Origin of the sequence: Enterobacter mori, from assembly GCF_025244905.1 — a bacterium.
GTDB classification, from domain to species: Bacteria; Pseudomonadota; Gammaproteobacteria; order Enterobacterales; family Enterobacteriaceae; genus Enterobacter; species Enterobacter mori_A.
In genome coordinates this window covers 2,409,575-2,425,658 of the sequence record NZ_CP104285.1, presented here as the reverse complement: position 1 = coordinate 2,425,658, position 16,084 = coordinate 2,409,575, and the positions used below count along the sequence as shown (strand labels likewise).

Genomic DNA, 16,084 nt, shown 5'->3' with positions numbered 1-16,084 from the left:
AGGCGTAGCCGCCACCCGACAAAACTAACGGCGCGATCTCACCACCTGATACCGACGGGTAAAATACTCAAATGGCGCGCTCCACACGTGCACCAGACGGGTGAACGGGAAGATAAGGAAGATCGTCATCCCCAGCACCAGATGCACGCGGAAGATCGGCGCGACGCCGCTCAGCATCTCCGACGAGCCGCCCTTAAACGTCACAATTCCCTGCGCCCAGCCAACCAGCTTCATCATCTCGCTTCCGTCAGGGTAGTGCGCTGAGAAAGGAATGGTCGACAGCCCGAGAATGCACTGGATCAGCAAAATGCTCATGATGATGATATCCGGCGTGGTGGACGTGGCACGCACGCGCTGATTGAACAGGCGGCGGTAAAGCAGCATAGAACCGCCAATCAGCGTCAATACGCCACAAACCCCACCGGCAATCATGGCCAGCTGCTGTTTCACCGCGACGGGTAAAAACCAGGCGTACATCCAGTGCGGGGTAAGCATGCCGAACAGGTGCCCGAAGAAGATCCCCAGAATGCCGATATGAAACAGGTTCGAAGCCCAGTTCATCCCGCGCTTGCTGAGCATCTGGCTCGACGAGGCGCGCCAGGTATATTGCCCGTAGTCGTAGCGCAACCAGCTGCCGAGGAAAAAGACGGTGGCGCAGATGTAGGGGTAAATGTCATAGAAAAACACGTTCAGGTAATGGATCATTTTGTGCCTCCGGCGCTGACGTCCACGTACTGGGGCGCGACGTCCTGGCTAAAGCGTCGTTGATATTGCTGCATCGGCGAGCTGTCGCACGATGTGGCGTTGTCTTCGATAAATTTGACCTGTTCCTCTTCCCATACGGCGTCCAGCGCCTGGCGGGTATCATCCCGTTTTTCACCGGACACCTGTTTTGCCACGCTGTCGCTGGAAAGCCGCGTTCCCGCCAGCGTCAGCAGGGCATCAAACAGCTGGTAATGCGCCACGCCGCGCTGCTTCAGGCGTCCACCAATCAGCGCCAGGATCGGTGCGACGTTTTGCAGCCCTTCGCTCGCCTCGTCATCGCTGACGATGCTGAGGTATTCCAGGTAGAGCGGCAGATAGTCCGGCAGCTCGCGGCAGTCCAGTTGAAGCCCGGCTTTCTCGTACTGAGTCATCAGGTCGACCATCGCCTGGCCGCGATCGCGAGACTCGGCGTGAACGTGCTCGAACAGCAGCAGCGACGTCGCGCGACCGCGCTCAAATACTTCGCACCATTCGGCCTGTTTATCCAGCAGCGGGGCGTTCAGGTGCTGCCGGGTAAACGGCAGCAGCGTGGGCGCGTCCTGCTCAATTAACGAAAGCGCTTCGTCACGGCTTTCCCACAGGGTTTCATCGGGATACTCAATCAGCAGCGCGATGATTTTGAGGATTTGCATTACTCTCCCTCCCCATGTTCGCGCACCTCGGTGATGTTGATCGCGTCAATTCGGCTGCTGTTGAAAAGGTTGAATTTGGTGTCGGAACCGTGGCAGCCGTCGCCAAAGGTGAAGCCGCAGCCGTTTTTCTCCGGGAAGGCGTCGCGCGCCATTTCGCGGTGGCTGGTCGGGATCACGAAGCGATCTTCGTAGTTGGCAATCGCCAGATAGCGATACATCTCCTCAACCTGCGCTTCGGTCAGGCCCACTTCTTCAATAGCGCGGGTATCGGTCACGCCTTCCACGGTCTGGGAACGTTTGTAGTGGCGCATCGCCATCATGCGTTTCAGGGCGCGCAGCACCGGGCCGGTATCGCCCGCGCTGAGCATGTTTGCCAGGTACTGAACCGGAATGCGCAGGCTTTCGACCGCGGGAAGTACGCCGTCGCTTTGCGGCAGACCACCGGCGTCCGCGTATGACTGAATCGGTGACAGCGGCGGCACATACCAGACCATCGGCAGGGTGCGGTATTCCGGGTGCAGCGGCAGGGCCAGCTTCCAGTCCATCGCCATTTTGTAGACCGGTGAACGCTGGGCGGCGTCAATCACGTTCTGCGGAATGCCCTGTTTCACGGCCTCTTCAACGATCGCCGGATCGTGCGGGTCAAGGAACACGTCGCACTGGCGCTCGTACAGATCGGTCTCATGCTCGGTGCTGGCTGCCTCTTCGATACGGTCCGCATCGTACAGCAGCACGCCGAGATAGCGGATGCGCCCGACGCAGGTTTCCGAGCAGACGGTCGGCTGGCCTGACTCGATGCGCGGATAGCAGAAGATGCATTTCTCTGACTTGCCGCTTTTCCAGTTGAAGTAGATTTTTTTGTACGGGCAGCCGCTGATGCACAGACGCCAGCCGCGGCATTTGTCCTGGTCGATCAGCACAATGCCATCCTCTTCGCGCTTGTAGATGGCACCGCTCGGGCAGGTGGCGACGCAGCTCGGGTTCAGGCAGTGCTCGCACAGGCGCGGCAGGTACATCATGAAGGTGTTTTCGAACTGGCCGTACATCTCCTTCTGGATCTTCTGGAAGTTGCGGTCGCGGGCGCGTTTCTCGAACTCGCCGCCCAGCAGCTCCTCCCAGTTTGGCCCCCAGACGATTTTGTCCATCCGCTTGCCGTCAATCAGCGAGCGGGGGCGGGCGGTGGGGAGGTGATCCCCCTCCGGCGCACGATGCAGGTCCTGATAGTCAAAAGTGAAAGGTTCATAGTAATCGTCAATCTGCGGCAGGACGGGGTTAGCGAAAATCTTCGACAGCACGCCCATTTTGCCGCCGAGGCGCGGGGTCAGCTTGCCGTGAATGCCGCGGATCCAGCCGCCTTGCCACTCCTCCTGGTCTTCCCAGTTTTTCGGGTAGCCGATGCCCGGCTTGGTTTCGACGTTGTTAAACCACGCATATTCCATACCTTCACGCCCGGTCCAGACGTTCTTACAGGTGACCGAGCAGGTGTGGCAGCCAATGCATTTATCGAGATTCAGAACCATGCCAACCTGTGAGCGTATTTTCATTTTTTCGCCTCCTGTACCTGATCCCGACCTTCGCCGTCCAGCCAGTTAATGTTTTTCATTTTGCGGATCATGATGAACTCGTCGCGGTTGGAGCCGACGGTGCCGTAATAGTTGAAGCTGTACGCCAGCTGGGCGTAGCCGCCGATCATGTGCGTCGGTTTCGGGCACACGCGCGTCACCGAGTTGTGGATCCCGCCGCGCCGTCCGGTCACCTCTGACCCCGGAATGTTCAGAATGCGCTCCTGGGCGTGATACATCATGGTCATGCCCGGCGGCACGCGCTGGCTGACCACCGCGCGGGCGGTGAGGGCGCCGTTGGCGTTGAAGGCCTCGATCCAGTCGTTGTCCTCAATGTCCAGCTCGCGCGCGTCGGTTTCGCTGATCCAGACAATCGGACCGCCGCGCGACAGGGTCTGCATTAGCAGGTTTTCGCTGTAGGTGGAATGGATACCCCACTTCTGGTGCGGCGTCAGGAAGTTAAGCGCTTTTTCCGGGAAGCCGTTCGGCGGGATCTCGCGCATATGCGTGACGCTGCGGGTGTCAATCGGCGGACGGTAGGCCACCAGACTCTCCCCGAAGGCGCGCATCCACGGGTGATCCTGATACAACTGCTGGCGGCCAGAAAGGGTACGCCAGGGGATCAGCTCGTGAACGTTGGTGTACCCCGCGTTATAAGAGACGTGTTCGCTCTCAAGACCGGACCAGGTTGGGCTTGAGATGATTTTGCGCGGCTGCGCCTGGATATCGCGGAAGCGGATCTTCTCGTCTTCTTTGTTGAGCGCCAGATGGGTGTGGTCGCGCCCGGTCAGTTCACCGAGGGCCTCCCAGGCCTTAACCGCCACCTGTCCGTTGGTTTCCGGCGCCAGGGCGAGGATCACCTCGGAGGCGTCTATCGCCGTTTCAATGCGCGGACGGCCTTTGGCCGGACCGTCGAGCTTGACGTAATTGAGCTTGCCGAGGAAATCCACCTCGTTCTGGGTGTTCCACGAAATGCCTTTCCCGCCGTTGCCGAGCTTATCCATCAGCGGCCCGAGGGAGGTGAAGCGTTCGTAAGTTTCCGGGTAATTACGCTCGACCACCACGATGTTCGGCGCCGTTTTACCGGGGATCAGATCGCATTCGCCTTTGCGCCAGTCCTGAATATCAAACGGCTGCGACAGCTCCGCCGGGGAGTCGTGCTGGAGCGGCTGTAGCACCACGTCGGTTTCGGTGCCGAGATGGCCGACGCACACCTCGGAGAAGACTTTGGCGATGCCCTTGTAGATCTCCCAGTCGCTGCGCGATTCCCACGCCGGGTCGACAGCGGCGGAGAGCGGGTGAATAAACGGATGCATGTCCGAGGTATTCATGTCGTCTTTTTCATACCAGGTGGCGGTCGGCAGGACGATATCGGAGAACAGACAGGTGCTGGACATGCGAAAATCGAGCGTCACCAGCAGGTCGAGCTTGCCCTCGATGGCGGCGGTCTGCCATTCCACTTCCTCAGGCTTCACATCGTCCGTTGAACCTAAATCTTCACCCTGAATCCCGCTCTCGGTGCCGAGCAGGTATTTCAGCATGTATTCGTGGCCTTTCCCCGACGAGCCGAGCAGGTTGGAGCGCCAGACGAACAGGTTGCGGGGATGGTTTTTACCGTTGTCGGGCTGCTCGCAGGCGAAACGCACGTCACCGGATTTTAGCCCCTGCACGGTGTACTCCTGCGGCGTCATGCCCGCCGCCTCCGCGCGTGCTTTAATGTGCAGCGGGTTAAGGTTGAGCTGTGGGGCCGACGGCAGCCAGCCCATACGTTCCGCGCGGACGTTGAAGTCGATCAGGTGGCCGGTAAATTTCGACGCGTCCGCCAGCGGGGAGAGCAGCTCCTGCGCGGTCAGCTTCTCATAGCGCCACTGGCTGGCGTGGTTGTAGAAGAATGAGGTGCTGTTCATCTGGCGAGGCGGACGGTTCCAGTCCAGCGCGAAGGCCAGCGGCAGCCAGCCGGTTTGCGGGCGCAGCTTCTCCTGGCCCACATAGTGCGACCAGCCGCCGCCGCTCTGCCCGACGCAGCCGCAGAAGACCAGCATGTTGATCATCCCGCGGTAGTTCATGTCCATGTGGTACCAGTGGTTCACCCCGGCACCCAGAATGATCATTGAGCGACCGTGCGTTTTGTGCGCCGTATCGGCAAACTCGCGGGCGATTTTTTCTATCAGATATGCCGGCACGCCGGTGATCTGCTCGCCCCAGGCGGGCGTGTAGGCCTTGATCTGCTCATAGCTGTCAGCGGCGTTACTGTCCTCCAGACCGCGATCGAGACCGTAGTTCGCCAGTACCAGATCGTAAACGCTGACCACGCGTTTCTGGCTGCCGTCGGCGAGCGTCAGGGTTTTGCTCGGCACGCGGCGCGTCAGCACCGGTTCCTGCTTCACGCTGCGGAAATGCGGGTTTTCGTTGCCGCCAAAGTAGGGGAAGGCGACGTCGGCAACGCTGTCGTGGGTAACGAGCAAAGAAAGCGTCAGTTCAGTTTCCTGTCCTGCGGCAAGCGACTCCAGGTTCCATTTGCCTTTTTCGCCCCAGCGGAAGCCAATCGAGCCGTTTGGCACCACCAGGTTCCCGGCAATATCAAAGGCGACGGTCTTCCACTCTGGGTTATTGGCTTCCCCCAGTCCGTCGACGAGGTCGGAGGCGCGCAGCATCCGCCCGGGTACAACGCGACCCTCTGCCTGCTCGTCCAGCAGAACCAGCATCGGCATGTCGGTGTAGCGGCGACAGTAGTTGAGGAAGTAATCGCTCGGGTTATCGAGGTGGAACTCTTTGAGGATCACGTGGCCCATCGCCATGGCGAGGGCGCTGTCGGTGCCCTGTTTGGGAGCCAGCCACTGATCGCTTAGCTTCGCTACTTCCGAGAAGTCCGGCGTAATGGCAACCGTTTTGGTCCCTTTATAGCGCACCTCGGTGAAGAAATGGGCGTCCGGGGTTCGCGTCTGCGGCACGTTCGAGCCCCAGGCGATGATGTAGCTGGAGTTGTACCAGTCGGCAGACTCCGGCACGTCGGTCTGCTCGCCCCAGGTCATGGGAGAGGCAGGCGGCAGATCGCAGTACCAGTCGTAGAAGCTCAGGCAGGTGCCGCCCAGCAGGGAAAGATAGCGCGTACCGGCGGCATAAGAGACCATCGACATCGCCGGAATAGGGGAAAAACCGGCCACGCGGTCCGGGCCGTAGTTCTTGATGGTCCAGACGTTGGCGGCGGCAATCAGCTGGTTTAGCTCTTTCCAGTTCGAGCGGATAAACCCGCCTTTACCGCGCGCCTTTCGGTAGCTTTGCGCCTTTTGCGGATCGTTTTGAATGGCATCCCACGCCAGCACGGGATCGGTATGCTGCGCCAGCGCCTCGCGCCAGAGCTCAATCAGCCTGCGGCGCACCAGCGGGTATTTAAGGCGGTTCGCACTGTAGAGGTACCAGGAGTAGCTTGCGCCACGCGGGCAGCCGCGCGGTTCGTGGTTGGGCAGGTCAGGGCGGGTGCGGGGATAGTCGGTCTGCTGGGTTTCCCAGGTCACCAGGCCGTTTTTGACGTAAATCTTCCAGCTGCAGGAGCCGGTACAGTTCACGCCGTGGGTGGAGCGCACGATCTTGTCGAACTGCCAGCGCTGACGGTAGCTGTCCTCCCAGTCGCGGTTGGTATGGTACACCTGTCCGTGCCCATCGGCGAAACTGTCGCCCTTTGTTTTGAAGTAACGGAAGCGGTCCAGCAGTTTGCTCATGACATTTCTCCTGCTTCGATAGCATGGCCGGAGGGTGCTGCATTACGCTCCGGCGAAGATGTACTTATTATTTTTGTGAGGATTTGCGGCCGTACACCAGCCAGGTGACGAGCACGCAGACGATGTAAAACACGAGGAATACCTTCATGGCGCCGACCGGCGATCCGGTCATCGCCAGCGAGGTGCCAAAGGCTTTGGGAATGAAGAACCCGCCAACGGCGCCGATAGCGGAGATAAAGCCCAGCGCGGCGGCGGTCTCCGTCACCGCTTCGTGCTGCGCCTGCTCGTCCGTGCCGCCCTGCTTTTTGACGCGGTCGAGAGTGATTTGGCGGAAAATAATCGCGATCATCTGGAAGGTTGATCCGCTGCCCAGCCCGGCGGTGAGGAACAGTCCCATAAAGACCAGATAGAACGCGACAAAGCTGCCGGAGCCAGAGCCGGGCAGCGTCAGGAAGATTAGGGCGCTAAAGACGGCCATAAAGACGAAGTTAATCAGCGTGACCCGCACGCCGCCCAGTTTGTCAGAGATCATCCCGCCCGCTGAACGCGCCAGCGCGCCGATAAGTGGGCCAAAGAAGGCGAGGTGCAGGATGTTGACGTCCGGAAACTGAGTTTTTGACAGCATGGCAAAGCCCGCCGAGAAGCCGATAAACGAGCCGAAGGTCGCCAGATAGAGCAGGCTCAGCAGCCAGAGGTGAAAGCGCTTGAGTACCGGGAGCTGGCTGGCAATAGAGGCCTTAGAGCTGGCAATATCGTTCATCCCAAAGAAGGCCGCCAGAGTGGCCAGTAACAGAAGCGGAGCCCATATCCAGGCCGCATTTGCCAGCCACAGGGTGGAACCGTCATCCTGCGGTACGCCCTGCACGCCCAAAAAGGTAAACATCGGCAGGAAGATCACCAGCGGCGCGACCAGCTGCATCACGCTGACGCCCAGGTTGCCGAGCCCGCCGTTAATGCCGAGCGCGCTGCCCTGTTTTGCCTTGGGGAAGAAGAAGCTGATGTTGCCCATGCTGGAGGCAAAGTTGGCACCTGCAAAGCCGCAGAGCAGGGCAATCGCAATAAAGACCCAGTAAGGCGTGGTGGTGTCCTGAATGGCAATCCCGAGCCAGACGCAGGGAATAATCAGGATGACGGTACTCAATACCGTCCAGTATCGACCGCCAAATATTGGCACCATAAACGAATAGGGGACGCGCAATATTGCGCCGGAGAGAGAAGGTAATGCCGTTAGCATAAAAAGTTGATCGGTGGTGAAATTAAATCCGACTTTATTCAGGTTGACGGCAATGGCGCTAAATAACATCCATACGCAAAATGCTAACAGTAAACACGCGACAGAAACCCACAGGTTTCTTCGCGCGATATGTTTTCCTTTATTTTCCCAAAACTGAACATTTTCCGGTTTCCAGTTACTCAACAGATGCGGATTACTCTTTTCACTTTGTTGTGACATATCATCCTCTTGCTCGACAGAATGAAGGGAAAGCAAATGAAAACAGTTAGATAGGTGTAAGCGTGCTGGTTGGTTTATTGGATGTTCTGGTTACAACTGAAAGGATAGATAAAAAAGCGAACCCCTGAATTTAGAAAGGAAATAAGGGGTCGCTTAATGTGTTACTAATTGTAAAAGCAGCGATGATGAATACTCCGTTAGGAGTATTAACATAATTCGAGGGAAATAAGTTTATCGAGATGCTTATTAAACGCGGCATCGTCCATTTCGGGCATGTTTAAGATATACATCCCGTCAAGACCGCACACCAGACCAATCAAACGCCAGGCAATATTTTCAGCACGGTCAGTCAGCGTGAAGGCGTTAGCATCAGCCCCGGCACGGATAATCGCTACGGTTTCCTGGTGCCACATCTCCATGGTCAGGACATACGCGCCTTTGATCTCGGCATCCCGGATCGCCAGAATTTGTGCTTCACGCCACAGACGTATATAAGGCTCAAACCTGCCGTCATCGCTGCCGAGCATCGCGTGCAGGCGTGTGCGCCAGCTCGCATCTTCGCCCGCCACGTCGGCATCCAGTAACTCGCGGATCAGGCGAACAAACGCCAGAGACTTTAGCTCCCCGCCGGAGGTGAAGTGGTGGTGAACCTGGCCGGTTGCTACACCGGCTTCAGTGGCAATGCGGCGCACCGTCATTGCCGCCAGCCCTTCAGCCAGCGCCACGCGCATGGCGGCCTGTAAGATGGCTTCACGCCGTTCATCCTTGCTCAGATATCGCATGTTTACTCACTCTCAATGGCAATGAAACGAGTGTAACAAAAAGCTGGACATGTGTTCAACATTACGTAGGATCGCATCCTGGACATGTGTTCAGGTTTTAAAAGAAAAGGAAATTTATGTTTCGTCAGTGGTTAGCGTTAGTGATTATCGTGCTGGTGTATATCCCGGTGGCGATCGACGCGACGGTGCTGCACGTGGCGGCGCCGACATTGAGCATGACGCTGGGCGCCAGCGGCAATGAATTGCTGTGGATCATCGACATTTACTCGCTGGTGATGGCGGGAATGGTACTGCCGATGGGGGCGCTGGGTGACCGCATTGGTTTTAAACGATTGCTCATGATTGGCAGCACGCTGTTTGGCCTGTCGTCGCTGGCGGCAGCGTTTGCCCCGTCGGCAGGTTGGCTGATTGCGGCGCGTGCGTCGCTGGCCATCGGTGCGGCGATGATTATTCCGGCTACGCTTGCTGGGATCCGTACGCTGTTTATCGACGCGCGGGATCGTAATATTGCGCTCGGCGTCTGGGCGGCAGTGGGTTCCGGCGGCGCGGCATTTGGCCCGCTGATTGGCGGTATGTTGCTGGAACACTTCTACTGGGGTTCCGTGTTTTTGATCAACGTGCCAATCGTGCTTATTGTTGTCACGCTTGCGGCGCGTTTTGTTCCCCGGCAGCAGGGGCGGCCTGAGCAGCCGTTGAACATTAGCCATGCGATCATGCTGATCGTGGCGATTTTACTGCTGGTCTACAGCGCCAAAACCGCGTTGAAAGGCGTGCTGTCGCCGTGGCTGGTGGCCTGTACGCTGCTGACTGGCGCGGTAATGCTGTTTATTTTCGTGCGCATTCAGCTGCGCGCCCGCGTGCCGATGATCGACATGCGCCTGTTCTGCCACCGCATCATTTTAAGCGGCGTGGTGATGGCGATGACGGCGATGATTGCGCTGGTGGGCTTTGAACTGCTGATGGCGCAGGAGCTGCAGTTTGTTCATGGCTTCACGCCGTTTGAGGCGGGTATGTTTATGCTGCCGCTTATGGTAGCGAGCGGGTTTAGCGGCCCGATAGCGGGTGTACTGGTGGGACGTCTCGGTCTGCGTCTTGTGGCGGCTGGGGGGATGGGGCTGAGCGCGGTCAGTTTTATCGGCCTGTCGATGCTTGATTTCAGCACTCAGCAACTGCTGGCGTCTGCCCTGATGGTTCTGCTCGGCTTTAGCGCGGCCAGCGCGCTGCTGGCCTCGACCTCTGCGATTATGGCCGCCGCGCCGAAAGAGAAAGCGGCTGCCGCAGGGGCGATTGAAACCATGTCCTACGAGCTGGGCGCGGGGCTGGGGATCGCGATTTTCGGCCTGCTGTTAACCCGCAGCTTCTCGGCATCGATTGAGCTGCCGCAGGGGCTGAACCCGTCGCTTGCAGATAAAGCCTCGTCCTCTATTGGTGAAGCGGTGAAGGTGGCGCAGGATCTGGCGCCGTCACTGGCGGAATCGGTGATTGAGGCGGCGAAAACGGCGTTTATCACCTCCCACAGCGTGGCGCTCGGTAGCGCGGGGGCGATGCTGCTGATGCTGGCGACAGGCATTTGGTTTAGCCTGGCGAAGGTGCCGAAATCTTAAAACATGCCCGGTGGCGCTGCGCTTACCGGGCCTACGGTCAAATGCAGGCCGGGCAAGGCGAAGCCGCCACCCGGCTTATTTTTCCAGCGCTGCAGCCAACACGCTGTGCAACAGCACGTTTGCCCCTTTCTCTGACCACTCCGGCAGGATCCTTTCCGCTTCGTTATGGCTGATGCCTTTCACGCAGGGGATAAAGATCATGCTGGCCGGGGCGATTTTGCTCACATAGCAGGTGTCATGCCCGGCACCGGAAACCATCGGTTTAGACGAGTAGCCCAGCGCCGCCACGGCGTGTTCCGTGCGGGCAAGACACTCCGCGTTAAACGCAATCGGCGCGTAATCAAAAATGCGCTCGACGTTAGCCGTCACGCCGCGGGCGGCCAGGCTCTCCGTGGCCTGATGCAGCGCCACCTCCATCGCTTCCAGCGCGTCCTGCTCAGGATGGCGGAACTCCACGCTGCACACGACGCGAGACGGCACAACGTTGCGCGAGTTCGGGGTGATTTCCGCCATGCCGATCGTCGCGCGACCGTCTGGAGCATGATAATAGCCAATCTCTTCAACCTTCAGCGCCAGCTCGGCAAATGCGGTTAACGCATCGCGCCGGCTGTGCATGGGCGTGGTGCCCGCATGCGCGGCGAAACCGTCCAGTGCGATCGTAAACCAGCGCTGGCCCATAGCCGCACGCACCAGACCGATATCGATGGATTCATCTTCCAGAATCGGTCCCTGCTCAATGTGCAGTTCATAGCAGGCGTGAACCGGAAAAGCGCGGGCCGGGATTTCGCCGCGATAACCAATCGCCTCAAGCGCCTCCCGTACCGTTACCCGCTTGCTGTCCATCCGGGCGTAGGCAAAATCTTCGGAAAGCTGGCCTGCCCAGACGCCTGATGCGAGCATCGCCGGGGCAAAGCGCGCGCCTTCCTCGTTGGTCCAGTTCACCAGCACAATGTCACGCTCGGTTTGTACGTTGTTATCGTTCAGCGTCCGCAGCAGCTCAAGCCCGGCCAGCACGCCGTAGATACCATCGTAGTTGCCGCCGAGCGGTTGCGAATCGACGTGCGAGCCGGTCATCACCGGCGCAAGTGCCGGGTTTCTTCCCGCACGGCGGATAAACATATTGCCCATGCTGTCGACGTCGCAGGTGAAACCTGCCTCCAGCGCCCAGTCGCGCAGCAGGTTACGCGCGATGCGATCCTCCTCGCTCAGGGCCAGACGGGTAACGCCACCGGCGGGGGTACCGCCGATCTGCGCCATCATCTCCAGCGTTGTCCACAGCCGTTCGGCGTTGATGCGGATCATGTCTTGTCCTTACTGCTGCGGTAGCGGAAATCACAGCACGAACCGCCCTGCATGATGGTGGTAGTGCGGGTCAGCTTCACGTCCGGCGCATAGCCAACGATGAATTTTTCGTCACGCGCGCAGGAGAGCAGATGACCGATTTCACCCAGCCCCATCTCTTGGTACATCTCGGCGTAGCGGCAGCGGGTCACGTTATAGTTGTACTGCTGGTCGTCCGCGTCGATCACCTTCACGTCCAGAGCGTTATCTTTCTCCCACAGGTACTGCAGGGCGATAAAGCTTTTCACGTCTGCGCCATCCGGTTCTTTGCTGGCAAATTCTTTGCCTGCGTTAATTGCGGCCTGCTCAATGGCCTCGCCAATCACCGACTGGGCGCGGGTTTTCCCTATCTCGCGCACCAGGATTTCATAAATCGGCTTAATAATTTCTGCTTCAATTTTGCGGCGGGCGAGAATGCCCAGCTCGTTATTATCACTCATCACATTGCCTCACTGCGGTTACTTGTCTTTCGCGCCGCCCAGCACGGTCTGCGGCTGCCACTTGCCGTCAACGACTTTGTAAACGGTGAAGGACGGCGATTTCAGGTTGCCTTCTTTATCAAAGGCGATCTGACCGGTGACGCCGGAGTAGCTGATGGCGCGCAGGGCGGGCAGGTATTCAGAAGGATCAACAGAGTCAGCTTTTTCCATCGCCGCGACCAGTACGCGGGTGGCGTCATAGGCGAACGGCGCATGGAGTTCGATATGGGTGTGGTAGCGGGACTGATACGCCTGCTCAAATGCTTTGCCGCCCGGCATCTGTTCCACTGGCAGACCTGGCTCAAGGGCGACAACGCCTTCGCCTTCTTTCTGCGCCAGCTGGAGGAATGTCTGACTGACGAAGCCGCCTGCGCCCATCAGGGTGGCGTTCATGCCCAGCTGTTTGATACGGCGCGCCAGCGGTGCTGCCTGACTGTCGACGCCGCCAAAGAAGATCAGGTCGGCGTTTTTGCTGCGAATGGCGGTCAGTACGGCACTGAAGTCCACGGTTTTGTCATCGACGTACTGACGGTCGACAATCTTCACCCCCTGAGCTTCCAGCGATTTGATAAATTCGTCCGCCAGGCCCTGACCAAAGGCGGTACGGTCGTCGATCACCGCAATGCGTTTGGCTTTCAGCGTATTGACCGCGTACTGTCCGGCAAACTGTCCGCCGTCATCGTCATGGCCCATTACGCGGAAGCTGGTGTCAAAGCCCTGTTTGGTATAGGCGTGACCGGTCGCTACCGGAGCCACCTGCGCAATGCCCGCATCGTGGTAAACGCGCGCGGCCGGAATGCTGGTGCCGGTATTCCAGTGGCCAACCACGCCCGCCACGCCGCTGTCCACCAGACGCTGCGCCACGGCAACGGCGGTGCGCGGGTCAGACTGATCGTCTTCGGACTGCAGTTTGAAGGTCACCGCTTTGCCGCCGATGGTCGGGTGCTGTTTGTTGATGTCGTCGATGGCCAGCTGCGCGCCGTTTTCCAGATCTTTACCGATACGGGCAGACGGGCCGGTTAACGGGCCTGCCAGGCCAATAACAACGGTTTCGTTATCCGCCGCCCATGCGCCCGTTGAGGCAAAACCACTGAGCAGAATGGCGGCGCTGAGCGCACTGATTTTTACTGTTTTCATTGTTTTCCCTGATGTTGGTTGGTGTGGTTAAACGGGCATTTCGCCCAAATAAATCTGTGCTATCTGGTCGTCGTCCAGCATGGCTTTCGATGCGCCGTGATGAACGATGCTGCCGCTGTCCATCACCCACGCGCTGTCGGTCACCTCAAGCGCAAGCCTGGCGTTTTGCTCGATCAGAAGGAGGGCGACGCCGCGTTCGCGCAGCCCGGCGATAACGGCAAAAATGTTCTCCACCATCTTCGGGGCAAGGCCCATCGACGGTTCGTCGAGGATCAGCAGGCGCGGGCGGCTGAGCAGGGCGCGGTTAAGCGCCAGAAGCTGTTGCTCACCGCCGGAAAGCAGCCCTGCGAGCTGGTGCTGACGTTCGCCGAGGCGCGGGAAGCGTTCAAATATCGCGTTCATCTCATGCCTGACCGTGACGGTGTCACGTCTTAACCAGGCGCCCATCTGCAAATTTTCCAGTACCGTCATGCGGGCGAAAATGCCGCGCCCTTCGGGCACCATCACCAGCCCGTCACGCAGCAGGGCTTCCGGCTTGTGTTTACGCACATTTTTGCCGCTGAAGGTGATACTGCCGGTGAAGCTTTCCAGCCCGGTGATGGCGCGCACGGTGGAGCTTTTCCCCGCGCCGTTCGCACCGATCAGCGTAGCCTGTTCGCCTTCGCGAAGGGTAAAAGAGACATCGCGTACTGCCTGAATACCGCCGTAATGCACGTCCAGACGTTCAACCTTCAGTAATTCAGACATGGGCATTGCCTCCAAGCCAGGCGGCGATCACGGCCGGGTCGCGACGCACGCTATCCGGCGTGCCGCTGGCGAGCGTTTTGCCATAATCAAGCACCGTCAGACGGTCGCAGATCCCCATCACCAGCTTGACGTCATGCTCGATCATCAACAGGGTTTTACCGTCGTCACGAATGCGGGTAAGCAGTTCGCCGAGTGCCACTTTCTCTGCGGCGTTCATTCCGGCAGCCGGTTCATCGAGCGCCAGCAGCAGCGGGTCGGTGGCCAGTGCGCGGGCAATCTCGAGACGACGCTGATGCCCGTAGGCCAGGTCGCAGGCGCGATAGTGGGCAAACTTTGCAATGCCGGTGTATTCCAGCCAGCGCCACGCCTGCTCGCGAGTTTCGGCTTCTTCCTGGCGGGCGCGACCGTTGCGGCTCAGCGCCGCCCATAAACCGTTGCGGGTGCGCACGTGGCGACCCACCATGACGTTTTCCAGTACCGACATCTCGTTAAAGAGTCTGACGTTCTGAAACGTGCGGGCGATCCCGGCGGCGGTGACTTTCTCAATCTGTTTCGGGTAATAGGGCTTATCGGCAATGGCGAACTCACCGCTGTCCGCCGGATACAGTCCGGTAATCAGGTTAAAGCAGGTGGTTTTGCCCGCGCCGTTAGGGCCAATCAGGCCGTATATTTCGCCTTTGTTCACGATGAGCGAAACGTCATCCACGGCGGTCACCCCGCCGAAGCGTTTTGACATGTTGCGTACGGTTAACAGACTCATGCTTTCACCTCCTTGTGGCGTACCGGCCAGATGCCGGACGGGCGCACCAGCATCACCAGCACCAGTGCCAGACCGTAAAACAGCTGACGCAGCACTTCCGGGTCAATCAGCACCGTACCGAACAGCGCCTGCTGAACCGGTGCTGCCTGGCTGCGCAGCAGTTCCGGCAGGGCGGTCAGCAGTATCGCGCCGAGGATCACGCCGGGTATATGCCCCATACCGCCCAGTACCACCATCGCCAGCACGGCAATGGATTCCTGTAAGGTAAACGACTCCGGTGAGACAAAGCCCTGAAAGGCGCCGAACAGGGCACCCGCCACGCCGCCAAACGAGGCGCCCATGGCAAAGGCCAGAAGCTTGTAGTTGCGCACGTTGATGCCCATCGCGCGGGCCACGTCTTCATCTTCACGAATGGCGTGCCAGGCGCGACCGATGCGCGAATGCTGCAGGCGCAGGCAGACAAACACAATCGCCACAATCACCAGCATCAGCAGGTAGTACCACAGCCACAGGGCGGGCACTTTGAAACCAAACCAGTGATAGACGCCGCTGAACTTCAGGCCGAACAGGTTCAGGGTATCGACGCCGGTAATGCCCTTCGCACCGTTGGTGATGTTCACCGGACGGTCAAGGTTACGCATCAGGATGCGGATGATTTCGCCAAAGCCGAGGGTCACTATCGCCAGGTAATCCCCGCGCAGCTTCAGCGTTGGTGCGCCAAGCACAATGCCGCACACCGCGGCAACCAGAGCCGCTATGGGAATAATCAGCAGATAAGAGGTGTGCAGCCCGTCCGGGAACCAGACGGCGAGGATCGGGAAAACGTCAAGCAGATGCGGTGAGGCCAGCAGAGCAGCCAGATAAGCCCCCACGGCGTAAAACGCGATAAAGCCCATATCCAGCAGGCCCGTATAGCCGACCACGATGTTAAGCCCCAGCGCCAGCATAATGTAGAGCAGGGCAAAGTCGATAACGCGCACCCAGTAGTTGCCGCCAAGCTGCGTGGCTACCACGGGAGCAATCAGCAGCGCGAGGCAGAACAGCGTCATGCCGGACCAGAACTTGCGCGTCGCGGTCGGCGTTTGGAGTTGTACGGTTGTCAT

At 59.1% G+C, this 16,084-nt stretch carries 13 protein-coding genes; 1 reads left to right on the top strand and 12 read right to left on the bottom strand.

Annotated features, from left to right (window positions below; translation table 11 throughout):
- Positions 1-24 precede the first annotated feature (24 nt).
- The 6 genes from narI to N2K86_RS11450 form a co-directional block, all read right to left on the bottom strand.
- A complete protein-coding gene (narI, locus tag N2K86_RS11475; protein ID WP_260658675.1) occupies positions 25-705 on the bottom strand; it encodes a respiratory nitrate reductase subunit gamma in 681 nt (226 codons plus the stop codon).
- A complete protein-coding gene (gene narW, locus N2K86_RS11470; protein ID WP_260658674.1) occupies positions 702-1,397 on the bottom strand; it encodes a nitrate reductase molybdenum cofactor assembly chaperone in 696 nt (231 codons plus the stop codon). Before narW ends, narI begins: the two co-directional genes overlap by 4 nt.
- On the bottom strand, positions 1,397-2,941 hold the full coding sequence (gene narH, locus N2K86_RS11465) for a nitrate reductase subunit beta (protein WP_260658673.1): 1,545 nt from the start codon (positions 2,939-2,941) through the stop codon (positions 1,397-1,399). The genes narW and narH overlap by 1 nt, the downstream gene beginning before the upstream one ends.
- Positions 2,938-6,678 (bottom strand): nitrate reductase subunit alpha, encoded by a 3,741-nt coding sequence (locus N2K86_RS11460; RefSeq protein ID WP_260658672.1) that lies wholly within the window; start codon positions 6,676-6,678, stop codon positions 2,938-2,940. Before N2K86_RS11460 ends, narH begins: the two co-directional genes overlap by 4 nt.
- Before the next feature lie 67 nt (positions 6,679-6,745).
- Positions 6,746-8,131, bottom strand: a complete 1,386-nt coding sequence (locus tag N2K86_RS11455; protein WP_260658671.1) for a NarK family nitrate/nitrite MFS transporter — start codon at positions 8,129-8,131, stop codon at positions 6,746-6,748.
- Between the two features lie 206 nt (positions 8,132-8,337).
- Positions 8,338-8,913: a TetR family transcriptional regulator gene (locus N2K86_RS11450; protein ID WP_260658670.1), complete on the bottom strand. Its 576-nt coding sequence runs from the start codon at positions 8,911-8,913 to the stop codon at positions 8,338-8,340.
- Between the two features lie 116 nt (positions 8,914-9,029).
- On the opposite strand from N2K86_RS11450, the gene N2K86_RS11445 reads away from it, so the two are divergent.
- Positions 9,030-10,517, top strand: coding sequence for an MFS transporter (locus N2K86_RS11445; protein WP_260658669.1), 1,488 nt, complete (start codon positions 9,030-9,032; stop codon positions 10,515-10,517).
- A gap of 75 nt (positions 10,518-10,592) precedes the next feature.
- Here the strand turns inward: N2K86_RS11445 and N2K86_RS11440 are convergent, their stop codons facing one another.
- Genes N2K86_RS11440 through N2K86_RS11415 form a run of 6 tightly spaced genes read right to left on the bottom strand, consistent with a single transcriptional unit; the run spans position 10,593 to position 16,084 of the window.
- Positions 10,593-11,819 carry a Zn-dependent hydrolase gene (locus N2K86_RS11440; protein WP_260658668.1) on the bottom strand — a complete coding sequence of 409 codons (1,227 nt, stop codon included), beginning with the start codon at positions 11,817-11,819 and terminating at the stop codon, positions 10,593-10,595.
- Positions 11,816-12,298 carry an L-2-amino-thiazoline-4-carboxylic acid hydrolase gene (locus tag N2K86_RS11435; RefSeq protein WP_260658667.1) on the bottom strand — a complete coding sequence of 161 codons (483 nt, stop codon included), beginning with the start codon at positions 12,296-12,298 and terminating at the stop codon, positions 11,816-11,818. Before N2K86_RS11435 ends, N2K86_RS11440 begins: the two co-directional genes overlap by 4 nt.
- 18 nt (positions 12,299-12,316) lie before the next feature.
- A complete protein-coding gene (locus N2K86_RS11430) occupies positions 12,317-13,474 on the bottom strand; it encodes a branched-chain amino acid ABC transporter substrate-binding protein (RefSeq protein WP_260658666.1) in 1,158 nt (385 codons plus the stop codon).
- 27 nt (positions 13,475-13,501) lie between these two features.
- Entirely contained in the window at positions 13,502-14,221 is a 720-nt protein-coding gene (locus tag N2K86_RS11425; RefSeq protein WP_260658665.1) for an ABC transporter ATP-binding protein, read from the bottom strand.
- On the bottom strand, positions 14,214-14,981 hold the full coding sequence (locus N2K86_RS11420; protein WP_260658664.1) for an ABC transporter ATP-binding protein: 768 nt from the start codon (positions 14,979-14,981) through the stop codon (positions 14,214-14,216). The genes N2K86_RS11425 and N2K86_RS11420 overlap by 8 nt, the downstream gene beginning before the upstream one ends.
- Positions 14,978-16,084, bottom strand: a complete 1,107-nt coding sequence (locus N2K86_RS11415; RefSeq protein ID WP_260658663.1) for a branched-chain amino acid ABC transporter permease — start codon at positions 16,082-16,084, stop codon at positions 14,978-14,980. Before N2K86_RS11415 ends, N2K86_RS11420 begins: the two co-directional genes overlap by 4 nt.